Source organism: Brumimicrobium sp., assembly GCA_023957385.1.
In the GTDB taxonomy this organism is placed as follows: Bacteria; Bacteroidota; Bacteroidia; order Flavobacteriales_D; family Crocinitomicaceae; genus Brumimicrobium.
This window is the reverse complement of the sequence record JAMLGZ010000001.1, coordinates 1,737,666-1,751,350: the sequence shown is the minus strand read 5'-3', so window position 1 is coordinate 1,751,350 and position 13,685 is coordinate 1,737,666. Positions and strand designations below refer to the sequence as shown.

At 33.4% G+C, this 13,685-nt stretch carries 10 protein-coding genes and 1 pseudogene; all 11 read right to left on the bottom strand.

Annotated elements, in window-relative coordinates:
• Positions 1 to 15 precede the first annotated feature (15 nt).
• Entirely contained in the window at positions 16 to 405 is a 390-nt protein-coding gene (locus M9897_07675) for a hypothetical protein (protein ID MCO5268757.1), read from the bottom strand.
• Between the two features lie 2 nt (positions 406 to 407).
• Positions 408 to 1,409: a DUF5655 domain-containing protein gene (locus M9897_07670; protein ID MCO5268756.1), complete on the bottom strand. Its 1,002-nt coding sequence runs from the start codon at positions 1,407 to 1,409 to the stop codon at positions 408 to 410.
• Between the two features lie 152 nt (positions 1,410 to 1,561).
• Positions 1,562 to 2,218 (bottom strand): hypothetical protein, encoded by a 657-nt coding sequence (locus M9897_07665; protein ID MCO5268755.1) that lies wholly within the window; start codon positions 2,216 to 2,218, stop codon positions 1,562 to 1,564.
• A gap of 11 nt (positions 2,219 to 2,229) precedes the next feature.
• Positions 2,230 to 2,733: a hypothetical protein gene (locus M9897_07660; GenBank protein ID MCO5268754.1), complete on the bottom strand. Its 504-nt coding sequence runs from the start codon at positions 2,731 to 2,733 to the stop codon at positions 2,230 to 2,232.
• Between the two features lie 69 nt (positions 2,734 to 2,802).
• Positions 2,803 to 3,360 (bottom strand): DUF4468 domain-containing protein, encoded by a 558-nt coding sequence (locus tag M9897_07655; protein MCO5268753.1) that lies wholly within the window; start codon positions 3,358 to 3,360, stop codon positions 2,803 to 2,805.
• Between the two features lie 68 nt (positions 3,361 to 3,428).
• The gene (locus tag M9897_07650) at positions 3,429 to 4,166 is read right to left on the bottom strand and encodes a hypothetical protein (protein ID MCO5268752.1); all 738 of its coding nucleotides are present in this window, start codon (positions 4,164 to 4,166) and stop codon (positions 3,429 to 3,431) included.
• Positions 4,167 to 4,472: 306 nt separating this feature from the next.
• On the bottom strand, positions 4,473 to 6,389 hold the full coding sequence (locus M9897_07645; GenBank protein ID MCO5268751.1) for a gliding motility-associated C-terminal domain-containing protein: 1,917 nt from the start codon (positions 6,387 to 6,389) through the stop codon (positions 4,473 to 4,475).
• A gap of 43 nt (positions 6,390 to 6,432) precedes the next feature.
• Positions 6,433 to 10,476, bottom strand: coding sequence for a T9SS type A sorting domain-containing protein (locus M9897_07640; GenBank protein ID MCO5268750.1), 4,044 nt, complete (start codon positions 10,474 to 10,476; stop codon positions 6,433 to 6,435).
• A gap of 56 nt (positions 10,477 to 10,532) precedes the next feature.
• Positions 10,533 to 11,463, bottom strand: a pseudogene (locus M9897_07635) (IS30 family transposase).
• 887 nt (positions 11,464 to 12,350) lie between these two features.
• The gene (locus M9897_07630; protein MCO5268749.1) at positions 12,351 to 12,947 is read right to left on the bottom strand and encodes an IS3 family transposase; all 597 of its coding nucleotides are present in this window, start codon (positions 12,945 to 12,947) and stop codon (positions 12,351 to 12,353) included.
• Positions 12,948 to 13,019: 72 nt separating this feature from the next.
• Positions 13,020 to 13,676 carry a hypothetical protein gene (locus tag M9897_07625; GenBank protein MCO5268748.1) on the bottom strand — a complete coding sequence of 219 codons (657 nt, stop codon included), beginning with the start codon at positions 13,674 to 13,676 and terminating at the stop codon, positions 13,020 to 13,022.
• Between the last annotated feature and the right edge of the window lie 9 nt (positions 13,677 to 13,685).

Below are 13,685 nucleotides of genomic sequence, written 5' to 3'. Positions count from 1 at the left end.
GGCAACTGCTGTTTTTCAGTCATTTACAATCAGTTTTCCTGTTTTATTTGTCAAAATTGGCAATATTTTTTTTAACTCTGAATATTCCTTGTCAGTCGGATTTATTAAAACTTCAATTTTCCCATCGATTAATTTTAGTTCAAACTGTTCTCTCGATAAAACCATTTCATAATCACTTAATTCCCCAGCAAATTCTTCATTGTGAGTTTCAAAGTATATGTAATCACTTTCATCTTCAAAATCAGGGTATGACCTTTGTATTAACAAGTATTTACCTGTCGAATCAATTATTTCTTGAACTGACATTTCCGCAGCTTCTTCCCCTAAACTTTTATTCTCTGAGAAAGTCACTTGACAGCCTAAATCTTCGTCATTTATTGATATTTCGATACAATTTATTTTCATGTTTATCCACCAATATTTTTGTATGCTTCATTAATCAAATGCTTTGTTTCTTCAAAGTCTTTTAAATCTTTAATTGTCAATTCAAAATCACCAGTGCCAAAATGTCCAATATTTTTAACATCACGACCTTGCTTGGGTATTGTTTCAATTTCGTCAGCATTGAGTTTTAAATATAGAGTTATTTTCTTTCTATAAGTCTGCATGCACACAAAATTTTGACTTGTTTTATATGCCACATAGTTTTTCTTAGGTGTTTCTTCAACAGTGCTGTCCAATGAAATAATGTAATCTCTTGTCGCATTAAACAATTCCAGTATATTGTCATCAAGATTTTCAAAATGCTGTTCCAGTGTATAGGTTGCTGTTTTTCTTGTTAGTGCAGCCTTTTTCCCAGCTTCCACCATAATAGGATTTTTCTCGGAATATTCTTCAGTTTCTTGATGACTGGAACTGCTTGTTCTTTTATATACTTCGTCAATGCTTAAAATGCCATTTTCGTAAATTTTATACTGCCATAATTCAATATTTGCTCCCATAACTTGAACAGCATGCAAGTCATATTTTTTATATTCAGGGGCAAGGCAAATTACTCTGATGTCTGACCAGTCAACTTCTATTTCTTTTCCGAATTTTCTATTTACTGCAACTTGAAAGTCGCCTTTATGGTCTCTAATCCAGTGCAAGTAATAAAGACTTTGATTTATTAAATCAGACGATGCAACTTTCTTATATTCAATAATTACTGGATTATTGTCTTCGGAAATTGCTAAAGAGTCAATTCGTCCAGAATGAATATTTCCTGTAGAAAATTCTGTTGCAATAAAACGGCAATTAAAGATTGTTTCGACATTCTCTTCAACAAGTCTTTGAAGGTCTTTTTCAAGTTTAAATTCACTTAATCGAACTCGTTTTGCTTTTCCTTTATCTATCTCAAATATTGCCATTTTTTTTAGTCTTTCTCTTTTGTTTCTATGAGGTACGGTGGTTCTTACAGTTGTTGCCAACGGGAAGCTACTACTCGCTGGCCGACTTTTAGCATTAAACTTAGATACGAAGATAAGACTTTTTTCTAATGAAAAATGTTAAACGAAGCGGTTATTTCGGCTTGCGAGTAATAGCATGTTAGCGGTATTTATTTTTGTGGGTTAAGCATTTATTATAATCTAAAGAATGATAAAAATTGCTTCACTTTGATGATTTTTTTATATAAATCCGATGTGTTTTTCCAAAATTCTGATGAATCAATTGCGTTTTTTATAAGGCGAAAGATTTCTTGATCATTATTTCTAAACTCTACCTTGACTTTACTAATACTATCTATAGAGATTTCGATGATTTTTTTCAATTCATTAAAAGCTTTTTCAATTTCATTTTCTCTTAACCTGGCTATTGTATAATCTTTAATTTTATCATCTTTTATAGAAAAAAATAAAACAGACGGAGAAGGGAGTTTTTTTGTATTGATGAGTTCTCTACCAATTTCTTTAGCACTGAAATTTGAATTATTATCTATTTGCTCGACTGACATGGTAAGGCGTATAATAGTTTCTGATCTTCTAGCTTGCTCTCTTACATAATTACTGTTCACATAAAATATTGATATATGTTTACCAGATAATTTATCAAGTGCATCCATGTAAAAATCATCAGTTAACAGTTTCCTAATGTGTGGGGCTTCAAAATCATAAATGATAAGAGCAAAAGATAAGGCTAAATTGTTATTTTTCAAATTATTACTTTTGTTTATTATTTCAGAAATTGTGTCTGCTAATAAACCGCCTTCATTTCCATCAGTGGTACTTATCTGAATCATGTTTTTTTTATTTAATAGGAGTGGTTATTTAGTTTATAATCATAGAAACTCAGTCCATCACCCATTTCAATAAGAAAAGTAGGAATTAAATCACTGTCTTTGTGAGGGCTTAATGATATCAGAATTTTATTGTTTAGGCTATCAATTAGTTTCATTTTCTCACTAATAAAAAAAACAGTAAATTCTAATTTAGCCTTATCTGTTTCAATAATTTCAATAAAAAAGTCAGAGAATTTAAAGTGATTAATTGAAAGAACGTCTGTTAAATTAGGTATTGAATTCAATTTTTTAAAATAATATTCTAAGGTTTTTTTAGTATTAAACTTTAGAATATTATATATATCTGGATATAAATTTTTAATCTCATCTATATTGCAAGTACTTATGTTTCTTATTTCTTTTTCTTGCTTAATTTGAGTGGTTAACTCTTCAATAATCGATGAAATATTATCTTTAATTTTTTTTATTTCTGTTATTTTCACTCCTTTTATAAGTTTTATTTCAGCTGATTTCATAATGTTACATTTCTAAAAATTGCCGTTAAAAGTGTTTATTTATCTATAAAAAATTAATGTTTTTTTACTTTACCAATCATTAGACTTATTTTCTTCCTTAAGAAACTTTAATAAATCAACTACCTGCAAGCTAAAATAGTTTTCAATATCTGTTTTAGTTTCTTCTTTAAATAGACTTCCATTTTTCTTATAAATTATATATCCAGACATTAGTCCTCCTGAAAAAAGCAAATGGAAACCTCCTTTCTTTCCTACCATATCTAATGATATTATCTCATATTTCACTTTCCCATCTTTAAAACGTAATTCTGTAGTATAAGTCGCTTGAATTGGAATATTTGTGCCTGAATTATTATAGAATAAAAAATCAGGGACATGCGTATTAAATCTTAAATATTCTCCATTGGTTTTAGCCTTTACAACCTCTTCAGGGTTTTTATAATTTTCGTTAATATATTTTATTGCATTGTCGAAAAGTTGTTCTGCTGTTAATCCATTTGCTTCAAGAACAAGATATGTTTTTGTCGTATCTGATTTATCTCTGAGGCCGTTTGGAGTTACAACATATTTTTGCCCAAAAGATTGTAAACTAAATGCAATTGCAATGATTAAAACTATATTCTTCATATGTCATCAATTTAAATTATTAAATATTAATTATCCTGTTGTTATCCTGTTAATTATCGCTAACTTAATTATAAGGATCGTTCTAAAACCGTTTTAAGTCTTTTCCAATGTATTACAAAAGTGGTATCAGGAAATAAAATAATCATTTTATTTAAGAAATCAATTCCTTTTTCTGCACCCTCATAATTTGAAATATAGTTAGCTGTCATATGTGCTTGTGATAGGTAGTAATGTAAGTTCTCATTATCGGGAGATTTAAATAATTTGTCAAAATTTTCTTTTGCTAGTGCTACAGCTTCTGACATTTTATTCTCAACAACTAATTTAGTTACTCTTCTCGACCTTTCGATAGCCTCTGCCTCTTCTTCTTTGTCCTCTTCAGTCAACTTATCAATATAAGAATAAGATTCATTCTTTTCTTGCTCTTTATCAAATTCTCCCTTTATACGCTCAAATTCAGCTTTATTGAACATTTTCCAAATTTTGCTTTTTGTAATTATTTCTAGATATAATGACCATTCGTTTACATGAATATCTTTGGGATAATCTCTAATAATTTCTTCAAGAAAGTGTATGGCTTCCTTTTTCTTATCTAATTTTTCATATATTTTTACAGTGACAATAACCATATTTAATACTGATTCATATTCTGAATTATTAGGGTTATTTTTAAGAAGTAAAAAATCTTCTAATTGTAGTCTTAACCAGCCCTCAAAATCACCATTCTTAAATAAAGTGACTTTCTCATTAATTCTTTTCATTTTTTCACTATTCATTAAGCTACTTATGTCTATTGACTTTGCCATATTTATGTTTTCTGTTAATTACCGCTAACGGGCTTGGGCTAAAAGCTGGTGGGCAATTGATAACCACTTCATTGTCCACCACCACAAAAGTAGATAAAAAGTACTGAACTTGAATGACCTACAAATGCCCACTTGATTTTAGCCCATGTTAGCAAATCGTGCAATTCTGTCCGTGTGTCGGAGGGAATGCTCTTTTGCAAAGCTTTGGAGTGTGGGCAGATTTTTCGTGGCTTTGCAAATGTGTATGACCAGCATTGGCAATTAGTTTACCTTCGGTGCTACTTCTTGGTTTTCCTCATTTTCATGTCATCTGAATAAATGAATTGTTCCATTAAAATTATGTTTTTTGTCTTGTATATCGGTTACATAGATAATGTAAAAGTAAACACCATCAGAAACTTTTTCCCCTGCCGAAGTCCGTCCGTCCCATAAATCAATTGTCGTTGGGCTTACAGTAATTGTGTTGCTATATTCTGTCAATAAATTTCCCCAACGGTTAAAAACAGAAAATGATATTTCTTTAATACCCTTCACTTTTATAGAGAAATTGTCATTAATGCCGTCATTGTTAGGAGTAAAAACATTTGGTATTTGAATCATTAAAGAGTCGTACACTATGATTTGCAAAGAAAACGTGTCGGCACATTGGGGCAGGTTGTTATAGGCGATGAGCATTATTGTATAAACTCCAGAACTGTCAAAGGTGTAAGAGGTATTGTAAGAATTTGAAAAAGAAATATTGTCAACATACCAAACATAATTATTTGCATTGTTTGATTGATTATTTAAGTCAACAAAAAGGGGTTCAACTCCAATTTCAGGATTAGCGTTAAATAAAGCACTTACCGGATTTATCTCAGGTACAAAAACAGTGGAGTCAAAAGAGCAGCCATTGTTGTCTAAAATGCTAAGGGTGTAATTGCCTGTAGACAGGTTAGCAAAGGTGTTACTATTTTGAAAGCCATTGCCGATTGAATATTGCAATGAATTTGCTCCGCTTGCAGAAATAATTATCTTTCCATCATCATTACCACAAACCGAAGGAGTGATATTAATAGCACTTATTTTAGGAGGTTCATTAACCTTTACCAATACTTTTTCTGTACGGGAGCAGTCTAAACTATCTTCAATACGAACAATGTATAGCGTGGTGCTATCAGGTGAAGCCATAGGGTTGGCAATGTTTGAATTATCCAAGCCCGTGGCAGGCAGCCAATAATAATTAGTACCACCGCTTGCTAAAAGCTGTATGCTATCACCTTTACAAATTACGGTATCAGTTATAATGCTAGTTGTAATAGTATCGCAGGGTGTGGTATAGGCGTTGATGAAAAGAAGATTAGAATTTGGATCACCTCCTAGTATATTAAGATTTAAATTAGTTGTAAAACCAGTTGACCCATTTAAAATATACGAAGAAATATCAGCTAAAGCATCTGCTCCATTCATAGTATTGTTTGCCGTATCATCATCTAAGCCAAATAAGGTATTGTTTTGATAATAAAAATGTCCTTTTGTTCCACTACACGAAAAAAGATTATTAACGGCATCAGGAGTTCCAATAATACCAAGATTGTTACTGTTTAATGTTACAATTGTACCATCATTAGTATTGTTGCAAGCCCTGTCTATCATTAATGATAAACCAACTGGATTAGCAGTATTTATCGGATTCATTCCTGCCATAGAGTAGGATTCATTCCCGTTAAAATCTTTATCATTAATAAAAAGCGATGAAGCAACTTTTGGTAAAGAAAGGTTTTCGTATTCAATGTAAATAAACGCAGTAAACCAACCCCAACCAATAGGAAGTCCAAACTGATTAGGAATGGTTATATTAAAAGTTGAAGTAATGACAGTATTTAAATCTGTTGTGATATCTTTAAAATAAAGTTTTATCGGATTAACAAGAGGACTTATATGAGATGCGGTCATAACACAATTAATTGTATCGAAAACATAAGGAGTGCTGTTTACTGTAATTGGTACTGCGGGAGCGTAGCCTTGCCTATACGAAAACAAATAGGCTTTTCTAATGGTGCTACCTGGTTCAATGTATAGGTTTAAAGTACCTGAACCTTGTCCTTGCCCTGTTGAAAACCCACCAGCCGTAACTCCGCCATAAAAAATATCCTGATGGAAAAGATTTTGGGCAGAAACAAAATTGACTCTTATAACAAGGAAAGAAAAAAACAAAGCGATATGTAAAACGAATCGTTTCATAAAAATAATCCCTGTTCTGCTTGGCAGAACAGGGATTTGAAATTTAATTATTAATCAAGAGTTTTTTAGTTTCGATAAGTTGGGTATTGCTGAACAGTTTTACAAAATAAACACCGGGTATTAATTTGTTGGTGTTTATAGTAACCATTCTGTTCTCACCACTGAACGAATACGAAGCAACTAACTGACCTGTGATAGTATAGATTTCAAGGCTTACATTGTTTAACAATTCATCACCTTTAATTTCTAAGTTTACGATACCACCATCCGAAGGATTCGGATAGATAGATAAAGAACTTTCTTTAGCTGAAACTTTTTGCTGTTCTAGATTATTCTGTCCCATTCGTAAACCGCTGCCGATGGGTTCAAGCGGTTCTATGTTCGCTAAAAATAAACTATCAAAAGCAACGGCAAGCAGGGCTTCTCCACGAACAGCATTGATGCGGTCGTTAGGGTCGTAAGCCACGTATTCTACTTCCTGTTTAATGTTGGGGTCGGTAATAACCGCAAAGCAAGATGAAGGCAAACTAAAAACTTCTAGTTGAACATCAGCCATTTTTACGTAATTATTATATCCATATTCCAATGCTAAAGTATCTCTTGTTTCAGTGGCTTTAACAGTATCACCTTTGCCAATGTAAGTATCACAAAGCTGTTTTTTACGTATTTCCCTTTTTTCCTCTTTTAGGATTATAGCGATGCTGTCCAAAGGATTTTGAATTAACGTATCATTTAAGAATAAACGAATACGCTCATCAATCAGACTATTTCGTTCTGTTGATGCAAAGGATATTTCGTTGTTCAAATACGTCATAGCAGAAACACCTGTTTGTGCATTGTTGATTTGGTTTTTTATTCCGTTTGGAATATTCATACTGTTTAAGACATTCAACACCTCTTGAGATACAGGTGAATTTGCTAAAACAACTTGCTGAATATGCCCTGCTGGCGGATTTTTTGCCAGATATGCTAATAACACTTCATCAGAAAGATAAGGTGAAGCCAATAATAAAGCATTTTTCACATTACCGTTATTTTGTGTAGCAATAACATTCAATAAGTAATTGGTATTACCGCCATCAATCAGATTTTCTTTATTGGTAATAGCTTGTTTTAAAGAATCTGATTGATCCTTTAGCATAGGATACAAAATAATACCACCATCTTTAATTTTAGTAGGACAAGATTTTACATTATCAAAATAAACCGGATTTGCATTACTAGCACATTGCTGTGGAGTTACTACATTAAAATTGTAATACAGCGGAGTAGTGATTAAATCTGCATGATGTGCGTAGTTAAATGCTAAAACAGCATTGTTGGCAGCAATATCATTTTGAGGGTCAAACAAAGAATGACTAAACTTGTTCCCTGCTGGAGATACAACTGTCATAGGATTGGTATGAGGCAAACAATATCCTTGCTGATAATCAATTCTACCGGAAGTTACAGCCAAATCTGCTTGAAAAAGGTCATTGTAAAACGTGTTACAACGGAATTGTAATCCCTGATTGGAAGCGTTAGGGTCTCCATAAACAAAATTTTGACCGTTAATCCCTTGAGCTTGTCCACCAATCTTTATATCATGAAATTGATTTTTATAAATTTCATTGTGCAGATTGCCTGAGTTGTTTACAATCACACCGTAAGTATTACCATTGGCAGAAACATTTACATCATTAAATTCAGTAAATGTATTTTGCTCTACTTTGTAACCTGAACAACCATTCAAATACATTCCATAGGTCTGAAAAGTTTGATTAGGAGTAGCAGAACGATAAACTTCAAAGTCATTTCTTGTAAAAGTGGCAAAATCAGGTCCACCAAGATACGCCCCAAAGAAATTATTGATGAATTTATTTCTGTCAGCTTTTACGGTTCTTAACGCATTGCTCGATAAAGCACGAATACCGAAGTATAAATCCTGAAACTCGTTGGGGTCGAAACTTGAACAAGGAAAAGACATACTTGTACAACGAGCATTTACAAAATAATGTGCATCCACGCTGTAAATCCCCCAACCTTGTTGCCAATAATTGAATAGATTTGGAGTTAGATTTTTAAAATCATTACCATAAAAGCCAATACCAACAACATCATGCATAAAAACATGGTAGAGTGGAGTATAAATCGGATTGTTTAGCAAGCCATTGGTAGTAAATTCGCAATTGGTAAAGCGACTTTGATTGTTTAAATTGTTTGGTGCAACATATCTTCTAAATTCTACATCCTGACGGTTGTTTTTAAAAGAAGAGTTGGTTGCCTGAATAATTCCTCCCGTATAGTTAAAATCATAAGATGTAAAGTTATATGGATAATTCGGGCTTGAATTGATTTTAATAGCCACAGCACCTTTTAAAGCGTGTTCAACCACCGAACCATTGTTCATAATAAACCATCCTTGTTGACTTGTGGAATATGGTGTTTGATTTTGGTTAACATACCCGTAAACCTGAACACCCAACCACATGGCATTAGGGTCGCAGCGGTTGTCAACGGTAAAAGTGGTGTTGTTTAAAATGAGTTTACCTCCCTGTAAAGCTCCAGTACCTCTTTGCAGAACTACTTTTGCACCTGGAGCAAACTTAAACGTCATGTTTTGAATGGTAATGGTTTTTCCTGCCGGAATAATAAGTTCTTTTTCTATTAGAACAGTTCCAGAAACAGAGCCAAAAGGATTGGATAAAGTTCCCGGTGTCCATGTGGCATTTGTAGTCGCTGAAAAAATTTCAGCATCGAAAAAGGTATTTAGTAAGCAACATTGTGTATTGGCAAAAAAATGGGTGGTATAATCCATTCCATCAATTTGGTCGGGTAGGATGTAGGTTTTTAAGTTGTAATCAGGAGTTGAAACACCTTCGTAATTTGCCGTATAACTAATCGGTTGAGCGTTATTTGTCCAATTAGCAGGATTTGGATTGTTAGGATTGGAAAGTGTAGCAAGACGGTTACTTGTTGCCAAATATAGCTTCCCATCTTTACCCAATTCAATTTGCGAAGATTTAAAATCAAGGGCATTGGTAACATTCAATGGTTGTACACCTGAGCCTGTATTGTTGAAATCAAAATATTCAATCGGATTGGGATGTAAAGATGAATTATCGTGAGTGATGTAAAGAATATTGCCATCAGGAGAAAATTCCAAACCATGAATATAAGGACGAAACACATCGTTGTTGGTATAGGTAAAAAGCAATAAATTATTTGTACCCGGAATAAGTGTACCTGAAGCATCTAAATCAGCAGTAAATACAGCATGTTTAATAACTATGGAAGGATAAACGAACTGTTCGTAAATAAAAGGAGCAGCAATTCGATAATTCCCATTGGAAAGTTCTACCAGTTCCATTTCTCCACGCATCGATATTTGGTTGAACTGTGAGGGACCCCAAGGCAGAAAATAATTATCGTAATTGAATCCATTGTTGTCTATTATGTAACGGTATATCCCATAACCATTGGAAATAAAAACCAAGCGACTGTTGTCGTTGCGTATTTTAGAAGCAGCGATAAAAACACCACCCTGTTTAGTACCCTCTACGACAAATCCAGGAGTAATCGCTGCAATGTCCATTGCAGTTCCTGAATTGGTATATTCAAGAACTCCAAAACGTGAAGGGTAATAATTATTCGGTTGGGCTAAATCTAAAGTTGCTATGTATGGAATTTTATTTGAAAAACCGACTGAGTAATTCTGCCTTCCTGCAGCAATGATGTAGTATTTTTGGCAGTTAACAGGGTCAGGTACGAAAGCAATTTCAGCAGTTCCTTTTACCGCTACACTATTGCTGTAAACATAATCAATCAAATAGCCATCCTTGTCAAAAACTTGGTCATCCACCATGAAGAAAAGCAAGTTGCCATTGGCATCCTGCATCGCATTGTGTACGTTGGAGGCTGGTTGACCTGAATAGTCAAAGCCGTTTGGGAAGCTAAAAGGCTGTCCGTTTTTAAAATAATTGGGAGCTAAACTCCAAACGTTGTTTTGTGATTGGGCATTTGTATTGCCAATTGTGGCTACAAGCCCAAAAATAGCTAAGCAACTTTTGCTAAGCCACTTATTTATGTTGTATTTTATTGTTTTCATAATTGTTGTTTTGTAGTTTATAAAATTACGTTATTTTATCCAAAGCTAGATTCAAGTCACAAACGCAACTTTTGGTTAAACAATAACTTATTCATTACAAATATAGGATTTTCAAAATGAAAACGCTTTCTTGGTCTTGAATTTAATTTCTTTTCAATCTGTTTGATTTGCTCCATTGTAATGACTGTAAAATCTGTTGATTTCTTAAAATATTGTCTTATTAATCCATTTAAGTTTTCATTAGAACCACGTTCCCACGAATGATATGGACGAGCAAAAAAGTAATCAATATTTAACTCTTCAGCAACAAACTCATGATAAGCAAACTCCTTTCCATTATCGGCTGTTATGGTTTTCAGATAAGGTTTCCAATCTTCCAATTCTCCTACCAAAGCATTTGCAACTACTTCTGCCTGTTTAGACTTTACTTTTCTCATTTTCAGCATTCCCGAAGGCTCTATCGCAAATGGTAAGAATTGTTTGATTATGATTTTTACCAATGATTAGGTCTATTTCTAAATCTCCAAATCTACCTCTCTCCTCAACAATTTTAGGTCGCTTTTCTATCCCAACCCTGTTTTTAATAATACCTCTATTGTCTTTAGTATTTCCTCGTTTTCTGTATCTTCGACCTTGATTTCTAAGGTGGGCGTAAAGTTTGCCTTTTCGCTTCTTATCAGCCCATATATGTTGGTATATGCGCTCGACAGAAACGGTGTCTTCATTTTGTTTTTTTAGAGTTCCAACAATTTGTTCAGGGCTATAATCTTTCTTAAGTAATGTTTCTACATTCTGTCTAATCTCGGGAGTAAACCGAATTTTCTTTGGTTTCTCCTTTTGTCTTTTTTCATATTTTCGTTGAGCTAAATCATAACGATATTCACCAGAACGCCTGTCTTTATTTCGTTTCAACTCTTTACTAACAACGGATTTATCTTTGCCGATAGCTAGAGCAATATCTTTTTGTTTATATCCATTGCGTTTCATTACATCAATTGTGTATCTTTGTTCTAAGGTTAAATGACTCATATTTTGCAACTTTTGGTCGAGGACACAAAGTAAAGGAAATTTATCCGTTTCGAGCGAAGGGACATTTTTTTGTCCTTTCGTTTGAAAAAAATTAATTTATGCCCTCAAAAAGTTGCATTTATTAGTTGAATTCAAGACTTTTAATTAGCTATAACGTTTTTGCGCTTGGCGTTCGTGCGGGTTTTCAGGGCACAAAACTGTCAACCCAGCACTAAAGTTGATTTGAAAAACTGCACTTGAATTTAAGCACTTCACCCCGCATGACGCCAAACGCATGTTACCAGCTGGCGTTCTTGTCCACCGTGTCTGTAAACCATTGTCTTTGTTGAGTTTTAGTATCATTTTCTGTGTCGTGTTGGTCTGTGCGGTTGCGTGTTTTATTTTTTTTTGAAGCGTTGGGAAAAATATTTTGAAATTCTTTCTTGGGTCGGTGAGGTGGAAGCTCTTTTGCAATTTTTGGTCTGTGCGCTGGCTTGTGCGAATTGCAAATGTGCTTACACCTGTGCGATGGCTTTCTATGTCGTAATTTCGTTTGCTATCATTTCTGCTTGTTTTAAAACGGTCTCTGTCGCCAACATTTGCATGTCGGGCGGATTGTCTCGTCCTAAAAAAAGTTTACACTTTTTCTCTTTAATCCTGTTATAAATTTACATTTTATTTTAATCCTAAAATTCATTTACATTTTATTTATTTTTGCATTATCGATGGAAACGGAAATAAGCTCTGCTGAGGAGCAACTTATCAGGGATAAATCGACGACCGACGAAGTATTAAACTTTGTTATGGGGCTAACTTTTGTTAGCCCTTTTCTAAATACTTTAGAGGTCTTAATGCCTAAAAAAAACCTATACACACTCTTCACTTTTTTGTTCTTGATTTACTTTTCTATAATATGTTTTCCATTTCCTTTCGCCCTTTTCCACCTCTCCTAAATGAACCTTATTAGGAGTTTGATTCCCAATACTCATGTGAGGTCTATGTTCATTATACAGAACAACCACCTTGTCAAATAACTCCTTAGCCTGCTTAAAAGTTCTTACTTTATAATACTCTAAATATTCTTCTTTTAGTATTCCATTAACCCTTTCTGCAACGGCATTTTCTAACGGATCTCCAGATTCAGTCATACTTATTTGAACATCATAACTATTTAAGAGATTTACATATTTATAGCTGCAATACTGACTCCCTCTGTCAGAATGATGAATAAGATTTTGCGACAATATATCCTGCTTTAATGCCATTTTAAGAGCCTTTAAACTCTCAATGGCTTCAAGAGATTGAGCTAGGTTATAACCAATTATTTTATGACTAAAAGCATCTGTAATTAAAGAAATATACAAAACACCAAATCCTGTTTTCCAATAAGTTATATCACTTACCCATAACTGGTTAGGAGCAGTTGGAATAAATGCTCTTATTAAGTTGGGGTATTTTCTCATCCAGTGATTAGACTGGGTTGTTCTGATGACTCTTTTTCTCCTTCTAATCAATAAAGTATGTAGGAAAGCAAGTCAAACAAAGCATCTCTCCCCATTTTTATTTGGTGCTCTAGCAGAAAACTTTCCAACATAATGTACAGCTTTCCTAGTTCCTATTCTTGGATGATTATTTCTAATAGAAATGACTTCTTTTAATACTAAAGCTTGTTCAATTTCTTGAAATTCTGCTCTATAAAAACTCTGATAATATGCCTGACGAGTAACACCAAACAACCAGCATAATTTGCTTAATCCTATTTTAGGTTGACGCATTTTTATCGTAAAGATTGTTTGGTATTGGACTTTTTTAATACTTATTTTTAGCTCCTTTTCTGCAATTTCAATCATTGTTTCATACGCAGTGGCTCTTAGTTCAGAGCTGACTAGTGCCTTTTCTAGCTGTTTAATTTTTTCCTTTAATTGAGTTACTTCTACCGATTCTTTGGCTTTGTTGCTCATAGCTAGTGTTTTAGTCGAAACAAATTTAACTCTTTTCTCTGGAACTTGGTAACCTAGTTGACGCATCCAATTTAAAAGATAACCTTTTTCATGTTCTTGACCGGTATATTTATACCAGATTTCTCTTTTAGTACAATCTGATTGAAGATATTCTTCAATGATTTGCCTCCGTTCTTCTAAATTAAATTCTCCCGAAGATTTTAGTCCTAAATTGACTTTACTTTTTTGCATTGTTTACAC

Bases quoted from the DNA above. Each gene is read 5' to 3' on its own strand.
- M9897_07645 (MCO5268751.1), bottom strand. From the start codon at position 6,389: ATGAAACGATTCGTTTTACATATCGCTTTGTTTTTTTCTTTCCTTGTT.
- M9897_07665 (MCO5268755.1), bottom strand. From the start codon at position 2,218: ATGATTCAGATAAGTACCACTGATGGAAATGAAGGCGGTTTATTAGCA.
- M9897_07650 (MCO5268752.1), bottom strand. From the start codon at position 4,166: ATGGCAAAGTCAATAGACATAAGTAGCTTAATGAATAGTGAAAAAATG.
- M9897_07660 (MCO5268754.1), bottom strand. From the start codon at position 2,733: ATGAAATCAGCTGAAATAAAACTTATAAAAGGAGTGAAAATAACAGAA.
- M9897_07675 (MCO5268757.1), bottom strand. From the start codon at position 405: ATGAAAATAAATTGTATCGAAATATCAATAAATGACGAAGATTTAGGC.
- M9897_07640 (MCO5268750.1), bottom strand. From the start codon at position 10,476: ATGAAAACAATAAAATACAACATAAATAAGTGGCTTAGCAAAAGTTGC.
- M9897_07625 (MCO5268748.1), bottom strand. From the start codon at position 13,676: ATGCAAAAAAGTAAAGTCAATTTAGGACTAAAATCTTCGGGAGAATTT.
- M9897_07655 (MCO5268753.1), bottom strand. From the start codon at position 3,360: ATGAAGAATATAGTTTTAATCATTGCAATTGCATTTAGTTTACAATCT.
- M9897_07630 (MCO5268749.1), bottom strand. From the start codon at position 12,947: ATGAGAAAATACCCCAACTTAATAAGAGCATTTATTCCAACTGCTCCT.